General features: G+C 67.2%; 13 protein-coding genes. 9 read left to right on the plus strand and 4 right to left on the minus strand.

Annotation, left to right across the window (positions count from 1 at the left end; all coding sequences use genetic code 11):
- Positions 1–260 precede the first annotated feature (260 nt).
- The 4 genes from ED92_RS37610 to ED92_RS37620 all read left to right on the plus strand — a co-directional run bounded on the left by ED92_RS37610 (position 261) and on the right by ED92_RS37620 (position 10667).
- On the plus strand, positions 261–9188 hold the full coding sequence (locus ED92_RS37610) for an RHS repeat-associated core domain-containing protein (protein WP_152611116.1): 8928 nt from the start codon (positions 261–263) through the stop codon (positions 9186–9188).
- A gap of 389 nt (positions 9189–9577) precedes the next feature.
- The gene (locus ED92_RS37615; RefSeq protein WP_152611117.1) at positions 9578–9871 is read left to right on the plus strand and encodes a hypothetical protein; all 294 of its coding nucleotides are present in this window, start codon (positions 9578–9580) and stop codon (positions 9869–9871) included.
- Positions 9865–10149 carry a hypothetical protein gene (locus tag ED92_RS43545; protein ID WP_235213484.1) on the plus strand — a complete coding sequence of 95 codons (285 nt, stop codon included), beginning with the start codon at positions 9865–9867 and terminating at the stop codon, positions 10147–10149. Before ED92_RS37615 ends, ED92_RS43545 begins: the two co-directional genes overlap by 7 nt.
- Positions 10146–10667 carry a hypothetical protein gene (locus ED92_RS37620; protein WP_235213485.1) on the plus strand — a complete coding sequence of 174 codons (522 nt, stop codon included), beginning with the start codon at positions 10146–10148 and terminating at the stop codon, positions 10665–10667. The genes ED92_RS43545 and ED92_RS37620 overlap by 4 nt, the downstream gene beginning before the upstream one ends.
- Before the next feature lie 133 nt (positions 10668–10800).
- Here ED92_RS37620 and ED92_RS37625 read toward each other — a convergent pair whose 3' ends face one another.
- A complete protein-coding gene (locus ED92_RS37625) occupies positions 10801–11598 on the minus strand; it encodes a hypothetical protein (protein WP_037347089.1) in 798 nt (265 codons plus the stop codon).
- A 2257-nt stretch (positions 11599–13855) separates the two neighbouring features.
- Between ED92_RS37625 and ED92_RS37630 the strand changes: the two genes are divergently transcribed.
- The 4 genes from ED92_RS37630 to ED92_RS42840 all read left to right on the plus strand — a co-directional run bounded on the left by ED92_RS37630 (position 13856) and on the right by ED92_RS42840 (position 18396).
- Positions 13856–14071, plus strand: a complete 216-nt coding sequence (locus ED92_RS37630) for a hypothetical protein (RefSeq protein WP_200882799.1) — start codon at positions 13856–13858, stop codon at positions 14069–14071.
- 737 nt (positions 14072–14808) lie between these two features.
- A complete protein-coding gene (locus tag ED92_RS37635) occupies positions 14809–17577 on the plus strand; it encodes a CHAT domain-containing protein (RefSeq protein ID WP_052121145.1) in 2769 nt (922 codons plus the stop codon).
- Positions 17578–17596: 19 nt separating this feature from the next.
- A complete protein-coding gene (locus ED92_RS37640) occupies positions 17597–18223 on the plus strand; it encodes a DUF6338 family protein (RefSeq protein ID WP_037347090.1) in 627 nt (208 codons plus the stop codon).
- Positions 18223–18396 carry a hypothetical protein gene (locus tag ED92_RS42840; RefSeq protein ID WP_161791137.1) on the plus strand — a complete coding sequence of 58 codons (174 nt, stop codon included), beginning with the start codon at positions 18223–18225 and terminating at the stop codon, positions 18394–18396. Before ED92_RS37640 ends, ED92_RS42840 begins: the two co-directional genes overlap by 1 nt.
- 189 nt (positions 18397–18585) lie before the next feature.
- Here the strand turns inward: ED92_RS42840 and ED92_RS37645 are convergent, their stop codons facing one another.
- Positions 18586–18966, minus strand: coding sequence for a hypothetical protein (locus tag ED92_RS37645; RefSeq protein WP_037347092.1), 381 nt, complete (start codon positions 18964–18966; stop codon positions 18586–18588).
- A 155-nt stretch (positions 18967–19121) separates the two neighbouring features.
- Here ED92_RS37645 and ED92_RS41510 point away from each other — a divergent pair, with 155 nt between their 5' ends.
- Entirely contained in the window at positions 19122–20522 is a 1401-nt protein-coding gene (locus ED92_RS41510; protein WP_081976033.1) for a BTAD domain-containing putative transcriptional regulator, read from the plus strand.
- A 301-nt stretch (positions 20523–20823) separates the two neighbouring features.
- Here the strand turns inward: ED92_RS41510 and ED92_RS37655 are convergent, their stop codons facing one another.
- Entirely contained in the window at positions 20824–22668 is a 1845-nt protein-coding gene (locus ED92_RS37655) for a serine/threonine-protein kinase (RefSeq protein ID WP_037347094.1), read from the minus strand.
- Positions 22669–22677: 9 nt separating this feature from the next.
- Positions 22678–24528 (minus strand): serine/threonine-protein kinase, encoded by a 1851-nt coding sequence (locus tag ED92_RS37660; protein ID WP_037347095.1) that lies wholly within the window; start codon positions 24526–24528, stop codon positions 22678–22680.
- Between the last annotated feature and the right edge of the window lie 269 nt (positions 24529–24797).

A 24797-nucleotide genomic window follows, 5' to 3' on the forward strand; every position in this document is an offset into this window, starting at 1 on the left:
GTCGTGCCGGCCGTCGTGCGCCCGGCCGGATTTCCACCCCCCGATTGCTGGCGTTGCTGCTGGTGATCGTGCTGTCTTTGGCGACATTCGGGTCCGATGTCGCTCGGGTCACGCCGTACTCGGTCGATGATCAGCAGACTGAGGCGGGCGCGCCGAAACAGCGTTGGGCCAGCGCGCCACCCGGGGGCGTCGATGCAGGCGGCCACGCGCTCAACCGAGCCGAACCCCGCTCGGAGCAGTCAAAGTTCCCGCCGGTAACCATGCCGAAAGCGGAGCAGCCGAAGCAGGAAGGCAAGCGGCTTCCCGCCACACCGGCCGAAAAGCGCGGCTTCGACGCGAAGACCAGTGTGGAGGTCGTCGACCGGCGCGGGGAGCGCGAGCGCACCTATCGCAACGCCGACGGCACGCTGACCACCCAGTACTCCGGCGCCCCGGTGAACTACCGGAGGCCCGACGGGGGCTGGGCCCCGATCGACCCCACGTTCGCGCCGGCCGTCGGCGGGGGCTGGCGCAACACCGCCGACACGGTTGAAGTAACCGTGCCTTCCGCTCTCACCGCGCGGCCGGCGCGGTTGCGGTATGCCGATGGTCCCGAGGTTGCTCTGCACACCAGCGATGTCGGCGCGGTGGCGGGGCGGGCATCCGGCAGCAGGGTCACGTATCCGAACGCGCGCCCGCACGCCGACGTCGTCACCGAGGCGGTGCCGGGCGGGCTGTCCCAGTCACTGGTACTCGACTCGGCACTGGCGGCGGGCACGTGGCTGCTTCCGTTACGGCTGACGGGAATGACGGCCAAGGAGATCGACGGTGCCGCGGCCCTGGTCGACAATAGGGGCACCGAGCGGGCCCGATTGTCCTTCGCAGTCTCGGACGGCGCGGGTGCTCAGCCTGCCGGCACCTCGTTCCAGCTGGTCGAACAGGACGGTGGTCCGGCGATCAGGGTCGAACTGGACCAGAAATGGCTCAGTGATGGCGCTCGACGGTTCCCGGTCACGGCCGCGGTGGCGGTCGGTCCGACGACCAGTAACTCGAACATGGTCGTGACCGACAACCACCGGACCAGGGACACCAACGTCTTGAAGGTCGGCCGCAAGGGCGGGTACTCCTCGACCTACCTGGCCTTCGACCAGCTGACCAACCCGAACAACGCCGGCAACATCCTGGGACACAAGGTCTTCGGTGCGCAGCTGTGGATGGTGAACTACAACGCCGCCTCATGCGCGCCGAAGCCGATCACGGTGCATCCGGTCGTCGAAGCGTGGGGATCGGGTTCCACCGGCGCGCCCGCCTACGGCGACCAAGTGGGTGGCTCCTCCTTCGCACACGGCTACATCGCGCCGTTGCAGACCTCCTCGCGCTGCCCGACGGCGGGGGAGGGGATCGACCTGGGAGTCGGCGGACGGGACGCGGTACAAGGCTGGGCCAACGGTGCGGGCAACTTCGGCCTGACCGTCCGGGCCCCGGACGACCCGGGAGCATGGAAGGTCTTCACCGGCAAAGGGACGGCGAATCCACCGGCCCTGTACGTCACGCACACGCCCTACAACGCGGAGTACCGCGTCGATGACCCCACACCCCGCCCGTATGTCACCGAGGCGACCAGCGGGGTCGTGAAGATCACCGCGGTCAACCGGGGTGCGTCGGCGTGGAACCCGGCCGACTACGCGCTCGCGTACCGCGCGTATCGCACCAGTGACAACGCCTTGGTGGACCAGCGTGAGGCCGCGTCCATCCCGGACGGTGTCTCGGTTCCAGTCGGCGGATCGATCACCTTCGACGCCAAGATCTACTCCGAGCCGTCTCCCGCGTTCCATCTGCCGGCGGACAAGTATTTCTTTGACTTCACGATGATTCGCCGCAACAACGCGGGCTCCCTGGGCACGTACTTCACCGATGAGCAGATTCCGCCCGCGCGGGTAGCGCTGGAGGTCTTCAAGGTTCCGCCGACGATCACGGAACTGTATCCACCCAACGGATACACCACCGAGTTGCTCCGGCCGACGTTGTGGGCCAAGGGCACCCACCTGATTCCCGGCCAGGGCGCGCTGAGCTACAAATTCGCCATTTACGACCATCTTCCGAAGGCCGATGACCCGCCGTTGCTGAGTTCCGGTGAACAGACCGACCAACCGTGGGTGGTTCCCGCCGGGGCGCTGTCGTGGAACCGTGCCTATTGGTGGATGGCGTGGGCGAAGGACAACCAGGGATGGAGTCCCACGCTCAAGGACGGCAATGGCAACCCGATCGCGCCGACATTCCTGACCTCCGTGCCGCAGCCGGAGATCACCTCGCATCTGGGCGCCGCGACCAACAGTGGTCCCGCGCGGGAATTCGACCCGCTGGTCGGCAACTACGTGTCCAGCGCGGTCGATGTGACCGTCCCGGTGGCCGGGCCCCCGCTCACCGTGGCCCGTACCTACAACAGTCTGGATCCGCGCCGCGGCGGGCTTTTCGGCGCGGGCTGGTCCGCCCAGTTCGACATGCGGCTCACCCCGGACGCCGATGGCTCGGGCAACGTCGTCCTCACCTACCCCGACGGGCAACAGGCCCGGTTCGGGCGCAACCCCGACGGCGGCTTCGCCCCGCCGCCCGGCCGGTTCGCGACCTTGGCCACGGTGCCCGCGTCCGGGGGCGGCGGCTGGCAGCTGATCGACAAGCAATTCACCGGCTACAACTTCGACCCCAACGGCCGGCTGACCTACATCGCGGACAACGAGAAACGGCAACTCGCCTTCATCTACGACGTCGCGGGGCGCCTGGCAAGCGTCACGAACAAGGCCTCCAACCGGACCCTCACCTTCACCTGGACCGGCGATCACGTCGGCACCGTCACCACCGACAAGGTCGGTGGCAAGGCACTGACCTGGACCTACTCCTACGACGGGGACAGGCTGACCAAGGTCTGCGATCCGGACAACCACTGCACCGCCTACACCTACGAAGCAGGCTCGCACTATCGCAGCGCGGTGGTCGACTCGCGGCCCGACGGGTATTGGCGGCTGGGTGAAGCGGCGGGCGCGTCGACCGCGGTCAGCCAGGTCGGAGTGAACCTCGGCAAGGACAACGGGACCTACAAGGACGTCGCCCTCGGCGTTCCGGGACCGTTGGGCGGCGCGGCGACCGCCGCGACGTTCAACGGCACCTCGTCCAGGATCACACTGGCCGACGGGCAAGCGACCAAGAGCCGCAATCTGGCCGTGGAACTGTGGTTCCGCACCAGTTCGGGCGGCCCGCTGTTCGGCTCGCAGCGCAGCCCGCTCGACCAGGACTCCGCCGGCGCCGTGCCGAACCTCTACGTCGGAACGGACGGCAAGCTGCGGGGCGAGTTCTGGTACGGGCAGGCCGCCCCGTTGGTGGCCCCCGACTGGGCGCCCAACGGCGGCAAGGTCAATGACGGGCAGTGGCACCACGTGGTGCTGTCCGGGTCGGTGGCCAACCAGAAGCTGTACCTGGACGGACGGCTCGTCGCGTCCCAGGACGGCGAGATCGCCCCGGTCGAGGTGCCCCACACCCAGATCGGCGCCGCTGTCACCACCGGAACCTGGCCTGCTTGGGGGCCGCACCCGCGGTGGTTCTTCACCGGCGACATCGCCGAGGTGGCCTACTACACCCACCCGCTGGGCGACACGGCGGTAGCGGCGCACCACGCCGCCCGGCAGCAGGCCGACCAGCTGAACAAGATCACCATGCCGTCGGGCCGGGTCGCCTCGACGATGACCTACGACACCGGGTCCGACCGTCTGAAGACCCAGGTCGACCGAAACGGCGGGCTCTGGCAGCTGGGCACGCCCACGGTCAGTGGCACCGCCGGCGGGCCCAGCCAGCCGAGCAACCTCATCCGGTCGATCACCCTGACCGATCCGAACAACCGCTGGCACCAGTACGACTTCGACGCGGTGAAGGGCCGCGTTCTGCGCTACATCGCCCCGGTCGCCTCGGATCCCGCCCCGGCCCCGCCCTGCATCCCGGCCCCCGGCCAAATCTGCGGCGGCCCGGTCACCGGCGGCGGTGGCGTCACCACCGGTCAGGGCGTGCGCAGCTACGATTACGACGCCTCCGGCTACCAGAACACCATCACTGACGAGATCGGTGACCAGGTCAAGCTCGTCTACGACGCGCGGGGCAATGTCACCGCCAAGACCACCTGCCGAATCCAGCACACGCCGCCCCGGCCTGGTGATTGCCAGACCAGCCACACCGGCTACCACCTCAACGTCGGCAACCCGATGGATCCGGTCAACGACAAGCCGACCGAGGTCCGGGACGCGCGTTCGGCCGGCGCGACCGACACGACCTACCTGACCCGCCTCACCTATACCCCCTCCGGTGCGATAGCCACCAGCACCGCACCGGACGGCGGTAAGACCACTTACTCCTACACAGATGGATCCGAGGCCGCCTATCCGGTCGGTGGCGGCGGGAACATGCCTGCCGGTCTGCTGAAGTCGATCACCGACGAGCGGGGCAAGGTCACCTCGTACCTGTACTACCGCACCGGTGACCTCGGGCAGATCACCGGCCCGACCGGCGGCGTGGTCCAGTACGGCTACGACGAACTCGGGCGCAAGCTCACCGAGACTCAGGTCGCCGCGGCGCTGCCCGGCGGGAAGGCCACCACGACTTTCACCTACGACGCGCAGTCGCGCGTGGCCACGACGACGTCCCCGCCGACAAAGAACACGGTTACCGGGAAGGTCCACACCGCACGCACCACGACGGGCTACGACGCCGACGGCAATCGGACGAGGATCCAGACCGAGGATCTCAGTGGCGGTGACGCCGGCCGTGACGCGATCTTCGAGTACGACGACCACGGCCGCTTGGCGAAATCCGTTGACGGCGAAGGCAAGGCGACCCACTTCGGCTACGACCGTTCGGGCAACAAGACCTCGATGGTCGACCCGAACGGCAACCAGACGGTGTACGCCTACACCGTTCGCAACCAGCTCTACGAGGTTCGGCTCCGCGGCTGGACCGGCGACCCCGGTGGCGGGGGAGCGGAAGGCACGCCGAATCCCGACCTGGTGTTGCAGTCGCTGACCTACGACTACGCGGGCCGGATCGTCCGGCGCAGCGACGCCATGGGCCGCACGCTGGCCTACACCTACTACGCCGATGACCTACCGCACACCGTCACCGCCAAGGGAGTACTCGGCTCGGACGGCAGCACATGGTCGCTGAACATTCCCTTGGAGGACAACACCTACGATGCCGCCGGTCACCTGACGCGGAAGGTCACCGCCGGCGGCTTCACCACCGCCTACACCATCGACGCGGTCGGCCGGGTCAGTACCGCCACCATCGATCCAGGCGGCCTCGCACGCCAGAGCAGCCACACCTACGATCTGGCCGGAAACGTCCTGCGCACCGTCCACACCGGAAACGCGTCCAACTATCAGGGCGCGACCACCAAACCCGAGACAGTCGACTACACCTACGACGACGCCGGACGGCTGCTCACCACGACCGTCGCCAACGACGGCGGTGGCACCAACAACCTGACCACCAGCCGGGCTTATCACTCCAACGGCCTGCCCAAATCCATCACCAGCGCCCGGGGCAACGCCGCCGGCGCGGACCCCGCCGCGTTCACCACGACTTTCGCCTACGACGAACAAGGCCGGCTTACCGCCACCATTGCGCCACCCGTGCCGACCGAGTCCGGCGGCGCCCCCGCCACGATCACTCGGCCGAGCACGACCACCGGGTACAACGCCTTCGGTGATCCTGCCCAGCTGAAGGACGCCCTGGGCAACGTCAGCGCCACGAGCTACGACCGCAACGGCAGGGCGGTGCGCACCACTCTTCCGGCCTACACCCCGCCCGGCACCACCCAGGTCATCACGCCCGCCTCCAGCACGACCTATGACGACGCTGGCCTGATCACCGCCACCACCGACGGGCGCGGCAATACCACCTCCTACACCTACGACCAACTCGGCCGCCTGACCCAGCGGCAGGACCCCAGCGCTGACGGGGCGACGCCAGGCGGGGTGTGGCGCTACACCTACACCCGCACCGGCGAGCAGCTGTCGGCCACCAACCCGCTCGGCGGCGCCATTCAGTCGACCTACGACGACCTCGGCCGGAAGATCACCCGGACTCAGCTGGACCGCAAGCCGCAGCCGGCCGCTCACACCTCGAGGTTCACCTACGACGACGCCGGACGGGTGCTGACCGCGTCCGATCCCAGCGGTGCGACCACGACCAACCGCTACGACGCCGCCGGTGGACTGATCAAGACCATCAGCCCGGCCAACATCATCACGACTTACGGCTACGACAAGGCCGGCCGCCAGTTGATCACCACCGACGCCGGAGGCCGCGCCCGCAAGACCCTCTACGACTTGGCAGGCCGTCCGACCCTGGGTATCGACGTCGCACCCAACGGCGCCGAGCTGCGCTACCGGTTCACCGGCTTCGACCCCGACGGCAACGTGGTGAGCGACACCGACCCGTTGGGTCACAAGACGACCATCACCTACGACGCGCTCGGCCGTCGCACCGGCCAGGTGGAGCCGGTCGCCGACGGCCAGTCCGTCACCACGTCCTTCGGCTACGACGCCGCCGGTCACCCGACCCGCCGCACCGACGGCAGGGGCAACGCCACGATCACGACCTACAACTCCCTCGGGCTGGCCGAATCCACCATCGAGCCCGCCACCGCCGCTCACCCCGGCGACGGCGACCGGACCTGGACCACCGGCTACAGCCCCACCGGCGAACCGGCCACCCTCACCGAGCCCGGGGGCATCACCCGGCGCCGCACTTTCGACAACCTCGGCCGCCTTGTCAAAGAGACCGGCGTGGGTGCGGAGGCAACCACCGTCGACCGTGTCCATGGCTACGACCTCGTGGGCCGACTGACCACAGTGGACTCACCCGGAGGGCAGAACACCTTCACCTACGACGACCGCGGCAATCTGCTGACAACGGACGGCCCCTCGGGTCGTTCCTCCTTCACCTATAACGCCGACTCGCAGCCGTTGACCCGGACCGACGCCGCTGGTACCGCCACCTACGGTTACGCCAACGGACGGCTGACCACCGTCACGGACGGCATCACCGGTGGCGCCACGCAGATCGGCTACACCCTCGATGGCCAACCCGCGCAACTGTCCTACGCCTCCGGCCACGTCCGCGCCTTCGACTACGACGACCTGGGACGCGTCAAAAGCGACACGGTCAAGAACAACGCGGGCAAGGCGGTCGCCACCATCGGTTACGGCTACGACCTCGCCGACCGTCTCACCACCAAGACCACCACGGGCGTCGACTCCGGCCAGAACACCTACGGCTACGACCATCTCGGCAGACTCACCTCCTGGACCGACCCGACCGGCGCCGTGACCGCCTACGGTTGGGACGCCGCCGGCAACCGCGTTTCCACGGCCGGGAAAACAGCGGTTTACGACGAGCGCAACCGCCTGCAATCCGATGGCGACAACACCTACACCTATACGGCGCGCGGAACCCAAGCCTCGCGAACGCGCAACGGCGGACAGGCAGTAGGCCTGACCTTCGACGCCTTCGGCCGCATGGCCACGCAGGGCGGCGCGAGCTACGCTTACGACGGCCTCGACCGTCTCGTAACCCGTGGCCCACAACGCTTTTCCTACAGCGGGACTGACAACACACCCGCCGGCGACGGCTCCAGCACCTACTCCCGAGGACCGGACGGCTCACTGATCGCCCTCCAACAGGGCGACGACAAGCGACTCACCCTGTCCGACCGGCACGGCGACCTCATCGGCGGTCTCAACCCCGCAGACGGTGCGGGCGGCCCCACCGACTCCGCCGGTTTCACTCCCTTCGGCAAGCCGACCGCGACTACCGGCACGAAACGCGACATCGGTTTCCAAGGCGGCTGGACCGACCCGGACACGGGGCACGTCAACATGGCCGCCCGCTGGTACGACCCGGCCGCCGGTCGCTTCGCCTCCCGTGACGACATTCCGGGACCCGACGGCCCACGGTCACCCGGGCTAAACAGATACGGCTACGCCGCCGGTGACCCGCTGAACCGCACTGACCCGTCGGGACACCTTGCGCCTCCAGTGTGTCTCGTCGCCGGCCCAGCGGCGCCCGAGGCATGCGCGATCCAGTACGGTGCCGAAGCGATCGCTGCGGGGCTGGCCATTCTGGGCTCGTCGCTGGGGGTGGAGATCGCCTTCGGAGAGGGCGAAGCCAGTTTCAAGAAGGGCAACCTCTTTCCTTATTTCCCCCCAAATCCGACGACACCGTGGATAGACCCGCCCGCGAATCCGGTCGGGCCGAATCCGCCCTGGCCGCCGGGACCTACAGGGCCGACGCCAGGCCCCGGCAACCCGGCGTGCCATGCCAAGTGTGTTTCGACGCCACACTGCCTCCCAGGCATGCCCTGTACGCCGCAGAAGCCCAAATGCGATGTGATCTGCCAACTGCAGAAGGCTCATGACGCGGCTGAGAAAGCCAACAAGCGCGATGCCGAGAAGCGCTGGCGCAAGCCGTGGGACAGCTTGCTGGAGGACTTCTTCGCCAACCCCGAGGACCAAATCTCCTGCGGAGCCAGCTGCCCGGCATCTCTCCTGGGGGCCTTTGGCCAGGCCATCGCGGACGGCACCAGCGTATGGGAGGCGTTCCTCAACCTGGCCGTCGACGCTGACACTCCGGTGATCGAACAGGTCTCCGGGCTCGCCGACGCCATGTCCGACCTCGGACCGGGAGGCACTGACGAGGAGAACCGCCGACGTTGCAACTCGAACTGGCAGGACTACGGCGAGAAGGACAAGGGGCGCTCCACCTACGGGGAGGCGTGCGTGGTTTCCACCAACCCCACTAAGCGTCCCGACAAGTTGAAAGTGGAACCGGCAGGCCTCGACACGAGCAAGGGTATGGCCCGCTGCCACCTGATCGGTCACAACCTGAACGGCTCGAACACCGACGAACGTAACTTCGTGCCCTGCTACCAAGACCTGACCAACAACAAGTGGATGTGGCATCGGGTGGAAAAACCCATCAGCCAGCAGGTCGACAAGGGCAACTCGGTGTACATGATCGTCCGTCCAGTCTATCTCGACGGCGGCCCGATGCCAGCAGGCATCGCTGTAGCCGCCGTGGCAGAAAACGGCTGGACATGCAGCACATACATCCCCAACATGACCAAGCCCCAGGCCGGTGCCGCCAACTTCTCGTTCGCCGGCTGTTGAAGCAAAGGTGACGGCGTGGCCGGGCCGGCCACGCGGGCCTGAGCACCGCGTTGCGAAAGGCGTCGAACCTGAGGACCGCGCCGTCGTCGTCGACCAGGGTGATCGGGTAGTTCCCCGGCTGGTCCGACGTCACACCGCCGCGGCGGAACCCTGCGCGGAAGCCATCGCGGGACCAGGTCACCCACGACTGTCCATTGTGGGGCATCTATTCCGCTCCCTCACTGTGACGGGGGACCACGTGCAGACTGGCCGGTTCGTCCGGTACCAGCGGGGCAAGCCGGCAGGGCCGGTTCGGTGTGTTCTCGTGGCCGCACGCGCCGAAGAGCAGGCAGTGGGAGACCTCGTGCGGGGAGACCAAGCGGGCCTGGTCTTCCAGGTCGCGCACCACCGTGGTGAAGATCGGAGCGTGCACCACCCGCTACGGCTCGCCGTCGGACCAGCCCGCCACGCAACCCGGCGACATCGCCTACCTCGCGCGGCACGTGATCGACGACCGCGTGATCATTCACATCGCCGGGATCCACAGCATAGGCTCGCTCGGCGCCGCCCACCGCCTCGCCGACACCCTCGCCGCCCTGCACAAGAAAGCCGGCAAAACGCAGTTCTCCGCGATCATCCGCTGTACCTACGACGGCATGCGCATCACCAGCGCCGACCTGCACGCCGGGCCCTTCACATGGTGACGCCGATCGAGGTCGCCGCCGCCCAGTTCCCGCCACACGACGACAGCGACGACAAGGTCTTCACCACCCGCAGCGCGGTCATCGTGCTCGACGGCGCCAGCGCCTACGCACCCGTCCCGGTCAGCCCCTCCACCTACGCTGACAGCCTTGGTCGGCACCTGCGCGACCACCTCGACCATTACACCGGCGTCGACCTGGCCGACGTCCTCGCCGAGGCGATCACCGCGACCGCCACCCGACTGGAGCTGACCGCGGGTGCATCTCCGTCAGCACGGTGACCATCTTGCGCCGCCAGGACGAGCACGTCGACGTGCTCATGCTCGGCGACAACCTCCTCGTCGCCCCCGGCCGCACGATCACCGATCCCCGGCTCGGCCACCTCGATATCCCCGAACGCCACCTGTACAAGCAGCGCCTCGCGACCGGAACGGGATTCGACGACACCCACCGCGGACTGCTGGTCGCACTCCAACGGAAGCAAGCGGCGCGCCGCAACCGGCCGGGCGGCTACTGGATCGCGGAAACCGACCCGGCCGCGGCCTACCAGGGCATCCGCGCCACCATCCCCGTCGACCAGATCCCGTGGGCGATCGTGGCGACCGACGGCGCCTACACGCCCATGGAACACCTGGGCATCACCGACTGGCCCACCATCAGCTCCGCCTCCGCCGCCGACCTGGACGGGATACTGATGCAGTGCCACGCGTGGGAAAGAGACCATGACCCCGATGCCCGGCATCTCCCACGCGCCAAACGCCACGACGACGAAGCCCTCGCGATCGGCCGCTTCACGTAGCTGCCGAGGCTGCGGCGATACCCGATCTGACTGCCTATCCGGTCCGTGAGTCGCCAGCGGTCTCCTGCGGCCGCAGGAGATGGGGTTCGCCAGAGCCTCGTAGGCGGCCGATGAACGTCCCGGCTGCCCATAGTCACATCACCGCGAAGATCACGATGATGACCGCGATCGCGACCACACCGAGAATGAGCAGCGTCCTCGACAGCGGCCACCGCGGCACGATGGGTGCGACCGGGAGCGTGATTTCGGGGTCGGGCGGAGGATCGACTGCCGGAATGCCGGCAGTGACGACCTCGGGTTGCTCGTAAGACCGGGGTTGCGGCTTCCTCCCATGTCCGCGGAGCCGTCGCCATGTCTGGTAAAGGTGGTCGGCATCAGCCGCGGGGCGTCCCGCGTGCTCGCACAGCGTCTCCACCAGGTTCCGGACGTGGTCTGGTTTGTCCGGCAGGGTCTTCTTCTTGAGGTTCTCGCCTAGCTGTGTCCGTTGCCAGTAGTTCTTTCCGTCGCGGTCACGCATCTTGCGTGACAACTCCGCGACGGGGATTGGACGAGGTGTCTCGCGTAGCCGCCGGATCGTCGCCATGAATTCGCCGTCATCGGTGATAGCGGCGATGTCGCGCGGGGGAGGGGACCAGGTGGGCAGCAGCTCTGCGAGCTTGCTATGGGTGTCGTTGAACCATGTCACGGTGTCGGCGTTCTCGGTGAGGGCCCGGAGGGTGGTCGCGTAGTGGCTCCATGGCGCCACCCGGGATTCGGGGCGGAGGACGACGTTCATGGTGTCGATGTCGAGGTCGATCTCCGGCAGGCTGATCATCAGTGTCGCGAGGTACTCCTCGGTGACCGGGCCTGTGTTGGGATAGCGCTCGTGGTAAAGCGCCTCGAACCGGTGGTAGATCTCCGCGGCGAAGCGGTGGGCATCCGGTCTCGTCATTGCTGCGCCCCGCGAAGTGCAGCGAGTGCGGCGTCGAGCGCCCGACCTATTGCCGAATAGGCCGTATGGCGACGCTAATGCTGCGAGAGCGCCCGCGGCGCCGATGGCCGCGACTAACGACTGATTCAAAACGAGAAGCACGATCACGAAGACCGCCAATAAAAGAAACCACCATGGGCTGCGATCATCGGCGAACGCTCCACAGGTCCATCGCGGTCGAAGGCGAACCTGATATAGCGAGATGAGCACGGCAACTCCTAGTCATAAAGAGGGAATTGGCGCTAGCCGTCGATCTCACAAGTGAAATCGCTGGGGTGGAACGCGCCGGGATGTCTTCCATCATTGCCACAACCGCCACGGCAAGGGAAACCAAAACACACCCCCTTTCGATGTGACCTGGACCACGGTGGTGGCGCTTCGGTGATGGCTTCGCGGCGAGGGCGAGGCCGCGGCCGTGATGGGCCCGGCGGGGCGAGACGATCGGCGACCAGTGAGTCTCATTTTCGCTGGTGAGGGCAGGTTTTCGCGATCATGGGAACGTCTCAAGGCGAGGCAAACCCACGGCAGGAGGCATCCTTTGCTGCAAGTGTGAAACCTGCTCGGACCAGCGACTTTGCCAATCGGCTCAGTTTGACCGAAAACGCGGCCAAACCTCCGTTTCTGAGGCTCCCTGGTTATGGCGAAGCCCTGTCGCGTGCCGTATCTCGGGTGGTGGCTACCGTTTCTGCTGGTCTAGGCCTCTCAGGGCGAACTCGTTGTGGCCAGTTCCTTGGTGAGTCAGCAAGATTCGCCACGTCGTACGCGGAGGCGCTGTGAAACCGCTGCTCAGAAGAGGTACAGAAGCTAGCAGCCGTTTCGTGAGGGTGCGCTGTCGACGACTGAGAAGACCCCTGCCGATCATGGTCAAACACGGCTGGACCAGCGGTTATACGTGCTTGATCTCGTCCCCTGCGAGCGGTCGGGAACACGGCAGAGCCGGACCAAGGCTGCAAAATCGACCAGAGATCACCCTCCAACCGTGACAAACTGCTGCTCAGAGGGGGTGTGCGGATCCTTCGGCGCTCCGACGTGGAGGCGGCCTCGCCCGCCAGCGTTGGGCGACTGACCGTCGCCAAAGGCGTCAAGACCAGCGATTATGCGGATGTCGTCCCCGGCGGTCCGGCGTGCCAGCTGCAGGCTGTCTCACGAACGCGGCATCCCCAAATGACCAAGAAACGGGCGCACAGCGACGAGAAACCGCTGATCAGGCGAGGTTCGTTCCAGCTCTGACGCCCGCTCGCCTGGCCAGACTTCCGCGGCGGCGCCCCCAGGCGATCACGATCAAACAAGTCGCGAACAGCAGTTTTGCTCTCCTGGGTCCCAATACTTCGGTGCAGCGGCCGCTGTACCCGAATCGTTGTCATGCCCGTACAGCCGCTGGCTGCCACCTCGACGAGGGAGAAACCGCTGATCAGGCACGGTTCAGACCGCCAAATGACGCCCAGCTTAATCAACGACGGTTTGACGTTCCAGTGTGCCCGCCGCGGGATTCGAAGGTCTGCTCTTGGGCAGGTCAACGCACATCTGAGGAGGCGTTGCAGGGCTATCCAGGCAAGATCATCACCCGGGGCAGCGTCCGTGCGAGCCGCGGAGAGCGGCCGCTGACGGCGAACGCTCAGGATCTATACCCGCCGAGGTCCCGTCGCCGGGAGGAGTCGACCGCCCGTAGCGGGGCGTTATCGGTGCTCAGGACGTCTCGCGAGCCGACGAGCAGCGCCACTTCGACTACCTCCGCCGGCGTCGGATGTGAGCCGAGTACGGCAACTCGTGAGTCGCGAATCGGGTTCAGGTCAATGTCGGTGAGAATGACAGCCTTGATCGTCAACGCCGTTTTTCGTCTTGGGCTTACCTGAATAACCACGTGTCGTCGAGCGGGCAATGTTCAGGGCCCGCCCAGTTTGGGCATTCAGTCATTCTGGCATCAGGGGAGCAGTCACGAACTGCCTTCTGGTGTATTATTGAATCAAGGTTTGTTGTGGCGATCGGTGACGCTCGCATTCACGCGGGAAGTTTCGCGCCTACCTCGCTGAGGTTGTCGACAGGTACCCCTTCCTCCTGAGCGCACTGATCCCGAAGGCCGACGCTCGCGCGGCGGCAGTGTCGGCGGACGCGGCTGCTGGAGATCCTCACCGAACATAGTCCCGCAGGTCCGGTCACCCGCTGCCTGGCCTACTGCAGCCCGCTGACGCTCGGGGCCAGCGACTTCGAGAATCTCCATGTGCGCGTGGGGAAGCTCGGTGACGCCGCGATCTTGTACGACGATCCTGAGACCGACTTCAGCCCGTCCAACCTGTGGGCTGAGGATCGCTCCTGGTGCCTGTGTACCGACTATGACCTGTGGGCCACCAAGGTCGTCGGCTCGCAGGTGCTGGTCGACGCGTTGGTGAGCGACTTCGAGATCGAAGCGATACGGCTACCCTGGACAACCACCTGAACACCCGGACGCGAAGCGCGCCGTGCAACGTCGGTCACGAAAGTTGCGGCTTTCCAAGGGATGTCCGGAGAACCGGGGCAATATCAGCCTCGCCGTCACAGCGGGGCAGGCTCACAGCCTGCTCAGGTGATTGTGGCCGTGACCGGCCATGCCCCACGGCCCACAAGATCAAGGACGAGTGCGGCGATGTTCCACGCGTCGTCCTCGCCGCGGTGATGGCGTCCTCCAACGGTAGTCCGGCGATTTGCAGAGCGCGATCCATGCCGGGTTTCTTGCGCAGCCCGTAGGCCGCGGCGAACAAAAGTGGTCCTTGGACCTCTGCAGCCGGAAGTGAAGGAACCCATCCCCGCAAGTGGCAGCCCGATCTCCCAAGCGCTCCGGCGACTCGGAGTCGTCGAGGGCGACCACGTCGACGCGATCGGCCTCGGCCGTCACCGAGACACCGACGATTGGCTTCCGGACACGGACTGAACGCGACACGCTGTCGAAAACAAGGATGCTCGTGCCACTCTGTGCTGCGGCGCTGAGCGAGTGATCACCGGCTTGGCGTGGGCTACGGCGTCGCGGCCACGCGGCTACGAGCTGGCGGGATGCCGGGGTGTCCACGGGCCAATGCTCGCCGCAGACGCGACGGGTCCCGGCCACGCGATCGGGGTCTTTCCTTGAGTGCGAGAGATGCGAGAGGCTCGTGACGGAGGGCTAGGGTTCCAGTGCTGCGGAGTGGAGGGGGCGGGACAATGCGTCGAGCGTTTCGAGCAGGCTACGTCAACACCCGAACCGCAGTCGAGTACCAGAAATTCGAGAACACCGGCCGGTTGGAAGACCTGCGAAAGATGATCGCTCATGGCGAGGAAATGGTGGGTGCTTTTTCGCCGGACGACGAGGATGTCAGTGTCGCACGACATCATCTCGCCACCGCCTATTTGACGCTTTTTGAGCAGACCGGTGATTCCGCCGCCCTGGATACCGCGATCCGGTACGAAAAGTCGGCCATTGCTTCCACGGCCATCAGCTACGCCGGCCGTGGAAGCATGCTGACGAACCTGGGCATCGCCTACCTGCGCCGCTTCGAATTCGGGAGCCTGGATGTCGATCTGGCTTCCGCCGTGGAATGGAGTGAGCAGGCTGTCGCGGCCGCCCGGGAACTCAAGCCGACCCGTGCACGGTCCCGGCAACTCCTGGCCATGACCCTGTCGAACCTCACGCTGACCTACTTCGCACGGTTTGAGCGATATGGCACGGTCGCCGATGTGTGGACCGCGATCGACTGCGCCAAACAAGCCCTGGAGATCCACCCGGCCAGAAGCCCCTCTGATCTGGCGGAAATCCTGACCAATCTTTGCAACGGTCAGCTGCGACTTTACCTACTCTACGGCACATCGTCCGACCTTCAACGAGCCATCGAATGGGGTGAACAGGCAAAATGGACGACGCCATCGGAGCATCCCGATCTCGGCGGTACCCTGTCCAACCTTTCCCTCGCCTATCTCTGGCGATACGACCGTCACGGTGATCCGGCGGACCTCGAGACCTCGATCGAACACGGTGAGCGGGCAGCGAAAGCGTTCCCCGCCGAGATGCCGGCCCGGGGCGGCGCGTTGTCGAATCTCGGCTCCACTTACCTGAGCCGCTTCGAGCGAACCGGAGATCTGAGCGATCTGGACGCCAGTGTCGACCGGGGAAGGCAAGCGATCGCCATCACCGCCTCGGACGACCGTGACCTGGGTAATCGCCTGACGACCGTCGCCATTGCCTGCCAGCGACGCTTCGAACGGAATCACGAGCACGCCGACCTGCGCGTTGCCGTCGAGTCGGCGGAGCGAGCCTTGGCCGCGACCCCGACCGAGAGCCCCGAGAGCGCCCGACGGCTGGGGATCCTGGCCAGCGCCTATCTGGTCAGCGTCCGAGCAGGGTTCCAGCCGCCGGACCGGTCGGAAGTCGTGCAGCTTGTCGAGAAGTTCTCCAAGGCCCTCGATTCACCACCGACGCACCGTGCGTACGGCGCCTATTCCTTGGGTTTGCTGCTCAGTGAGCTCGATCTGCGGCAGCCGGCGAGAAAGATGCTGCGCGAGGCGATACAGGTCTTGCCCGCCGTCGCACTTCGTCAGCTGACCTGGGGTGATCAGGAATACCTCCTGGGCCGTTTCTCCGGCCTTGTCGCCGAGTGTGTCTCGGCGGAACTCGACGACGGGGATATCGTCGGAGCGGTCGAACACGCCGAACTCGGCCGCACCGTTCTCTTGTCGGCTCAGCTGGACACCCGTACCGACCTCACCGACCTCGAGGACGTGTCGCCCTCGCTCGCGTCCCGGTTCCGCGAACTCGGCGCCGAGCTCAGCCACCTCGCACCGGCGGCTCGCCGCTCGGACGTAGCTTCCGTGGGTCCGCGGCGGCGCGCGCTGAGCGCCGAATGGGACGAGGTCGTCCGGCGGATCCGCCAGGTGGACGGATTCGAACATTTCCTGGCGCGACCCTCGTTGACCGAGCTCCGGCAATCGGTGAACGACGGCACGGCGGTCCTCGTCAACGCGGGAAACCTTCGCGGCGACGCCGTTCTCGTGCGGGCAGGCACCACCGAATCGGTCCGGCTGCGCGCGCTGAAGCTCTCGGACGTGAACCACTACGCGGAGTCGCTCGCGGAGGCGACCGGGCAACGAACCCGAAGTACCGCTTCGGACCGCCGGCGGCTGCTGACCGAGATTCTCGAGTGGCTCTGGGTATCCGTGACCGAGCCGGTCCTGAACGCGCTCGGCGAGGGCGCGGCTCACCGGGTGTGGTGGATGCCGACGGGGCGCCTCGGTCTTTTGCCTCTGCACGCCGCCGGGCTACCCGGAGGACCCTCGGTGATGGATCTTGTCGTCTCCTCGTACACCCCGACCCTTCGTGCCCTCCTGCACAGCCGGCGTCAGCAACCGGCTGACCTACGAAGGCAGCTCACTGTCGCTCTCGAACACACGCCGGGCCAAAACGAACTCCCCGGTGCCGTCGCGGAGGCATCATACTTGTCCGGGGGTGCTTTCGCGTCACGCTCGCTGGTGGACAGCGTCGCGACGAAAGACGCAGTGCTCTCCGCCCTCCGAACGACCACGTGGGCACATTTCGCCTGCCATGCGTTCAACGACCCCGCCACACCCTCACAGAGTGGATTGGCCCTGCACGACGGGCTCCTCCGCGTCTCCGCCATCGGCGCCCTGCGACTCGAAAAGGCCGAACTCGCGTACCTGTCGGCCTGCTCCACGGCGAAAACGGGCTGGGACCACACCGACGAGGCCATCCACCTCGCGTCGGTGTTCCAGCTCGCCGGGTATCGGCACGTAGTGGGCGTTCTCTGGCCGTTCGAGGACGGTTCGGCTCAGGTCGCCGCTCGCCTCTTCTACGATCAGCTGGCGGATAAGCCTCGGGCGGACCAAGCTCCTTTCGCGCTGCACCAAGTCTGTCGAACCCTCCGCTCGGAGTTCCCGGACCGGCCCGATCTCTGGGCCGGTCTGGTGCACAGCGGTCCGTGACATCGAGGAGAAATTCCGCATGGGGCAGACGCCTTCCACCGTCATCCAGATAGCGTTGCTCATCGTTTTCGTCCTCCCCGGGATCGTGTACCAATTCCTCCGGGAGCGGTGGCGGGGGCCGGTTCCCGGCGAACGTGAGGTAGGGGAACGGGTCCTTCGCGCGGTCACGGCTTCCGTCGTTCTCGACGTCGTCTACGCGATCGCGCTGGGTCCGCAGCTGATCCGGCTCTACGGTACGAACGGCGACGGCCTGGCCAAGAACGCGCGGCTCGCCGGAGCGGCGGCGCTGGTCTTGTTGTTCGTGATCCCCGCGGCGGCCGCCGCGTTGACTTCCTGGCTCCGACGTCGTCGGCTGCGCAGCCGTTACCGGACCACGCCGACCGCTTGGGACCACGCATTCCGCGATCGCAAACCGTCCTTCGTCCGCGTCCGGTTGAGCGATGGAACCTGGGTCGGCGGATGGTACGGGACCCGTTCTTTCGCCAGTTCCTATCCGCATCCCCGAGAGCTCTACCTCCAGTCCTCCTGGCGCATGCGAACGGACGGTGGTTTCGTGGAACGGGTCGATCACACCGATGGCCTCTATCTTCGCGCCGACAGCGTGGAAGTGCTGGAAATACTCGAATCACCGGATCAGGAGCGCTGATGCCCGAGCTCACTCCCGCGGAGCGGGACCTGCTGGCCGGCTCGACCGGCCGACGCGGATACGCGCCGACCGGGCCGGAAGTCGAACCCGAACACGCGCCACCCGGCGCGGCGGGCCCGTCCATGCCGCCGGACGAGCCAAGTACACCGGAAACCGACGCTCACGAGAGCTGATCGGCTTCGCGGCGACGAGGGGCGTGCCGCGCGTCGGTGCCGGCGTCGGACAGGATCTCGGCGAGATCGGCGGTGCTGAGCCTCGGCGGCCTCGGTGGAGGCGGAGGTTTTAGGGCGAACGACAGCCCGAGCGGGATGTCGGCTCCGCACGGGCTGTCCTTTCGCTCGGTGGTGGTCGAGTCTGGGTGGTCAGCAGCGCACGGCCGAGCCGTTGCCCTTCAGGTTGTTGTCCCAGACCCAGCCGGCGATGTTCTCGCCGACTACTCGGACCCACGTCCAGGTGTTGCCGTGGTCGTTGGTCGTGTAGCAGTGGTAGTGCAGTCGAGTGCTGTCATCGATGTAGCCGTCGATCCGGCAGTCGGCGTACGGCCCGGCCGAACGGACGGGGACGCTGCCCTTGGACGGGTAGCCGTTGTTGAAAGGGTCCTTCGCCGAGTGCGCGTGCTGCCGGCATGCCGCGGCGGCTGGCACCTCTTTCCCGGCTGGCTCGGCGACCGCGGCCGGCGGGTTCATCCAGGTCAGGACGGCGGCGACGGTACCCAGTGCGGCGAATATCCTGCTCGATTCCATGTTTCTCCTCCTTATGGGTGGGTCGATCGACCCGTCCGCGAGCTTCTCCTGCCGCAGGCCAAGAACCCGTTGCGCGTTCGTTGAATGGCCTGGTCCGGCGCTTGTCGCCCGAACAGGCGCCTGCAGTCGTCGCCCGCACGCGGTAATCAGGTGGGGTGAGTGTCGAACGGGAGACAGTGACGCTGGGTGTCCTGGGGGACGTCGAGGTATGGGTGAACGGCGAGCGCGTCGACATAGGGCACAGCCGGCAGCGCGGCGTTCTGGGCGTCCTGCTGGTCGATGCCAACCAAGCTGTCTCTGCCGATCGCCTCATCGACCGGGTCTGGGGTGAGCAGCCGCCTCACGCTGCTCGCTCGGCGCTGCGCACCTACCTGTCACACTTGCGGCGGGCGCTCGCGCCGACCGGGGTGACGGTGACCCGCCGCGGCAACGGGTACGTCCTGGCCAGCGCGGCCGACACCGTCGACCTGCACCGCTTCCGGGAGCTGCTCAGGTCGGCACGCGGACAATCGGAGCCGCGCCGCGCTCTCGCGCTCGCCGAGGACGCTCTGGCGCTGTGGCGTGGGGAACCGCTGGCAGAGCTGGATACCCCGTGGGCGCAATCACTGCGGCGAACACTGCACCAGGAACGCTTCGTTGCCCAGCTCGACCGCGCCGACTGGGCGTTGCAGGATGGTCGGCACACGGACCTACTGGGTGAACTGACCGCGCTGGCCGCCGACCACCCGCTGGACGAACGCCTCACAGGCCTTCTCATGCTCGCCTCGTACCGCAGCGGCCGCCAGGCCGCGGCGCTACGCCACTACGACAGGCTGCGACGGCAACTGGCTGAGGAACTTGGCACCGACCCCAGCCCACCTGTCCGTGAGCTGCACGAACGGATCCTCCGCGCGGACACCGGGTTGCTTCCGCCGCCCGCAACCGCGCCGATGCCGAGCCGATACGCCACATCGACGACGAGAAGGAATGCCTCGCCGACACCGCAGAAGGGCCGTGCTCCGGCCTGCCTCGCGGTCCTGGCATGCGCAGCCGGGGCGAGCATGCTGATCGCCGCGGATTCGCCGCCCGATCGCGTGTCTACCGCACTTCACGCGGCCGTCTCGCCAGAAACCCTGCCTCCTGCCGGTGGCTACCGGATCAAGCTCGCGCACTCGACGCTGTGCCTGTCCGAGGACCCGACCGATGACAGCGGTCGGGTCTACCAGCGCGACTGTGCCCGCGCCATGCCGACGATGGCGCTGCGCCTGGTCCGCGACGATGTCTATCGGATACTCACTCACCATCCACGGTTCGGCGGCGGCTGCATGGGCGTGCCGAAGGCATCAGCCGAGGCCGGCGCGGCGGTGTACGACGGCTTCTGTGACACCGGAGCCGCCGAGGACTTCCAGCTGGTCCCTAGTGAGAGCACATCGACGGGCTTTCGACTTCGGGCGGTGCACAGCAACCTCTGTCTGGGCGTGCTCGACGTGTCGATGGCCGACTGGGCACCGGTGTTCCAACTGCCGTGCGACTCGTCCGGGGCTGGCCAGACCTTCACCTTCGAACCCCGCACCTGACAGCGCTGGCTCGCCCCGCGCACGCCGTCACAGAGGCGCACAGGAACATCTCAGCCGTGGAGTGGCCACGGCGCCAGGTCGCCTTCCACGCCGAAGCGGCCCGGCGCGCGGATGTCCTTGCCCGGCACGGGCGCGGTGCCGCTGCATGGCCCCGCGCTGTGGCCCGGTCAGCGATCCGGAAGTCCGCGACGAGGGGTGCTGGTCAGAGGTGACGTGGCCGCCGTTCTCGCGCCTCGTTATTCGAGGCGAGGAGCATCAACCGGCCCGGCACGCCACGTTTGGGCGAGGGGGTGCAAGGTCGCTAGCGCTTCGGAAGCCGGTTCAGCACGGAGGCGGCGACGGCGCGTACCCGTTCGCAGGCCCGTTCGCCGCTGTATCCCTGCAGCCACACGGAAATGTACTCGGCGTCACCGTCCGGGAGGGTGCGGTGCGGCCAGGAGAGCTGACAGGAGGACTCGGAGTCACCGGTTACGTAACCGGTGACTCCGTTGCCGAGATCGACGGGGTCACCGTTGTCGTCGTCGATGTACAGGCTCCGCTGGACTCTCAGGTCCAGCCGTTCGTCTTCCCGCTGCCAACGGCAGTTCCGCAGGCCCGCGGTGACCGCCCGGACGTCGGTCATGGTTTGGGCGACCACGGTGGCGTCGGGGAGAGCGCAAGGGTTGAGGGGGAGCACACCGGCCGCGTCGTCCTGACGATCGACTTCGTGGGTGCGCAGGCGGGCGAGCACGACGGTGAGCGCGCTGTCCGCGATCGCGCATTTGTCGCCCACGTTCGTGTCGTTGTAGAGCATCACGTAGAGCGCCGGCTCGTCGGTGATCGGAATCAGCGAGTGGCAGCCGCCGCTGAAGGAAGCGCGCAACAGCGGTAGTCCTTCGGCGGTGCGGTTCGTCGTGCCGATGCCGCCGTTGACCACGGGTTCTCCGAGCCGGAGATCGAAATAGAGGCCCTTAGGTCCCTTGTAGGTGCACCTGTCCGGTGATATCGGGTTCGAGTCCGGCTCCAGCGAGCCGAGGTCCTCGGTGTATCGGCCGTCGAGCACCTTGCACGTGTCGACACGGCGGAGCCGGTCCAGGGTCAGCGCCTCGGCCACCGGCATGGCCGGGGTGCCAGGATCCGGTGGTGAGGTGATCGCGTGGATGACGAGGATCAGGGTGCCGATCAGGGCCGCGACCACCACCAGCGCCACGGTGATGGGCAATTCCGGCCGGCGTTTCTTGACCGGCGAAGATTTCGGGGGTGGCTGCCACGCGGGAATCGGCAACGAGAGCACCGAGCGCACTTCGGCTTCTTGATACCGGATACGGGCGTGTACGGCCTCGGGCCAGGGTTCGGTGACCGACGGAACAGGCCCGAGGAAGTCCTGTAGCTGTCCGGGGGTGGGCCGCCGGGCCGGGTCCTTGGCGAGGCACGGTTCGGCGATGCGCCGGATTTCTGTTGGCACGGTGGAAAGATCGGGTTCTGTGTGGACCACGTCGTAGAGCGTCTGTGGTGCCGACGCACCGCTGAAGGGGCCACGTCCGGTGGCTGCCATGACCAGGATGGAGCCGAGGGAGAACATGTCGGTGGCGGGGGTGATCGGGCCGCCTCCGGCTTGTTCGGGTGACATGAACGCGGGCGAGCCGATGATGGCACCCGTGTGGGTGAGGTTCTGCGCTTCTTCGGCGGCGCGGGCGATGCCGAAGTCGATGACGCGGAGCCCGTCGCTGGAGAGGATGACGTTGCTGGGCTTGAGATCGCGATGGATCAGTCCGGCACGGTGAATGTCTGTGAGTGCGGCGGCGAGTCCGGAGGCGAGGCGGCGGACGGCTTCCACGGGGAGCGGGCCGGTCGCGTCCACGGCCGTGCGCAGATCGGGTCCGGTGACGAAGATCGAGGCGAGCCAAGGGGATTCGGCTTCGTGGTCGGCGTCCATGACGGCGGCGGTGTAGGCGCCGGAGACCAGGCGTGAGGCGGCGATCTCCCGGCGGAAACGTTCCCTGAAGCCGGAGTCGTGGGCGAATTCGGCGTGGATCTGTTTGACGGCCACGAGCCGGCCGTCGGGGGCGAGTCCGAGTACGACCCTGCCCATGCCCCCTTCGCCGAGTTCGGCGATGATCCGGTGGGGACCGACCTGCCGGGATTCACTGGCACGCAAGGGTTTCACAGACTGGTCCTAGGGTTTCGGCAACCAGGTGAGCAGCGCACTGACGACCTCCTCGGTCTTGGCGCACGCCTGTTGCATGGTCTTGCGGCTTCCACGCTCGTACGTCACTTTGACGTTCTCACCGAGGCGCTCGCTCATCGGCCGGTGCTGCCAGGTCAGGACACAGGCCGGAGGCCCCTGCGATGGACGCTCGTCGCGGTACACCGTCCTACCGCCGACCTCGACCGGCACGACGCCACCGGCGGCGGCCTGCTCCGGTCCGTGTGGCGGATAACCCTGCTCCACGGTCAGCCGGAACGTGTCGTCGCCGTGGTAGATGCACTGGTGCAGATCCTCGAGGACGGTGGCCCGCACGGGGCCGATCAGCCGGGCGATCCTTTCGGGCGGGAGTAGCGTGCAGGGGTCCAGCCCGATCAGCGACTGGGCGGCCATATCGCGTCCGTGACCACCCGCGCGGATCCGCCGCACCGCCTCGCCGAGTCCGGCCTTCACCACGGTGCACTTCTCGTCCGAGGAGAGAGAGCCGCGGATCTCGGTGAGGAGCACGACGCTCTGGAGGCCGGCGACCGGTACGGCGGCCGCGCACGAGTCGCCGAAGGTGCTGGTGTACATCGGCAGCCCTTCCAGTTCCCCGGCTGGAACCCCCTCGAGCAGCCTGGGGCCGATATCGAGGTTCAGGGCACCGTACAGGCAGTCCAGTCTTCGCCCCGGCGAAGACGCCGTCAGCGCACCGAGCACGGGCGCCTCCCAGCCCGCCAGCACCTTGCACAGGTCGACCCGGCGCAGGTTGTCCGGACCGAGCGGATCCGGGTTGACCGGCGTGGTCACCGCCGTTCCGGGCGCCGGCGCGGCCGTGGGTGCCGTCCCGGGCCGTTGCGGCAGGTTCACCGCCACGACGACGGAGGCAACCACCAGCACCGCGGCGGCCGCGGCCAAGGTGGTGTAGAGCCCGCGGCGGGAGCGCTTCGGTGCGGGCGGGTTCAGCAGTTCCCGCACCTCGGCCTGCTGCGTGTCGATCAGCTGGGGCACCGGCGGTGGCCACGGGGCAGCCGCCGGCGCGATGGGGCCGAGCTGACGCAGGACCCAGGCCGGGTCCGGCCGGTCACCGGGACTCTTCGCCAGACAGGGTTCGACGATCCGGCGCAGGTCCTCCGGCACCCGGCTCAGATCGGGCCGGGTGTGCACGACGTTGTAGAGGGTGTGCGGAGTGGACGATCCGGTGAACGGGCCCTGCCCGGTCGCGGCCATCACCAGCAGGGACCCGAAGGAGAAAAGGTCGCTCGCGGGGCCGATCTCCTGTCCGCGTGCCTGCTCCGGCGACATGAACCCGGGCGAGCCGATGATCGCTCCGGTATGGGTGAGTTCGGAGTCGCCCTCGATGGCACGGGCGATGCCGAAGTCGATCACCCGCGGACCGTCTCCGGTGAGAATGACGTTACCGGGCTTGAGATCGCGGTGGACCAGCCCGGCACGGTGGATCTCCCCTAGCGCCAGCGCCAGCCCCGCGGCCAGGTACCGCAGCGAAGACGGCGGCAACGGCCCACCAGCGGCCACCGCCTCCGCGAGCGAGGGACCGGGTACGAACATCGACGCCAGCCAGGGTGTCGGCGCGTCGGGATCGGCGTCCATCACCGCGGCGGTGAAGGCGCCGGACACCATTCTCGAAGCAGCGACCTCCCGGCGGAACCGCTCACGGAAACCGGGATCGTGGGCGAAGCCCGGATGTATCTGTTTGACGGCGACCAGCCGCCCGTCGGGCGAACGGCCCAGCAGCACCCGGCCCATTCCGCCCTGGCCGAGCACGGCGAACACCCGGTGCCGACCCACTTCGGTGGGTTCCCCGGCGTTCAGAGATCTCACGACGCCCCCTCGATAGAGGGCGATGATACAAAAGTCGACGTGCTCATCGATGGCAACCATGGAAAGGCACGGCGCGTTCGTCTCGGTATTCACCTCAACGGGTTTGAACTGAATCGCGGCGTTTTGCGGAGCCTGGCCAGGGAGGCAGGTTCGAGGATCAAAGTGGTAACGCCTCGAGCGACCCGGCTGGTGGCGACGCCGCCGAGTGTCACGGATTCAGCCGGTGTCGATTCAGTTGGCATGCATCGCCGATGCCCCGCCTGTCCTGG

It is taken from the genome of Amycolatopsis sp. MJM2582, assembly GCF_000754115.1.
Taxonomy (GTDB): domain Bacteria; phylum Actinomycetota; class Actinomycetes; order Mycobacteriales; family Pseudonocardiaceae; genus Amycolatopsis; species Amycolatopsis japonica.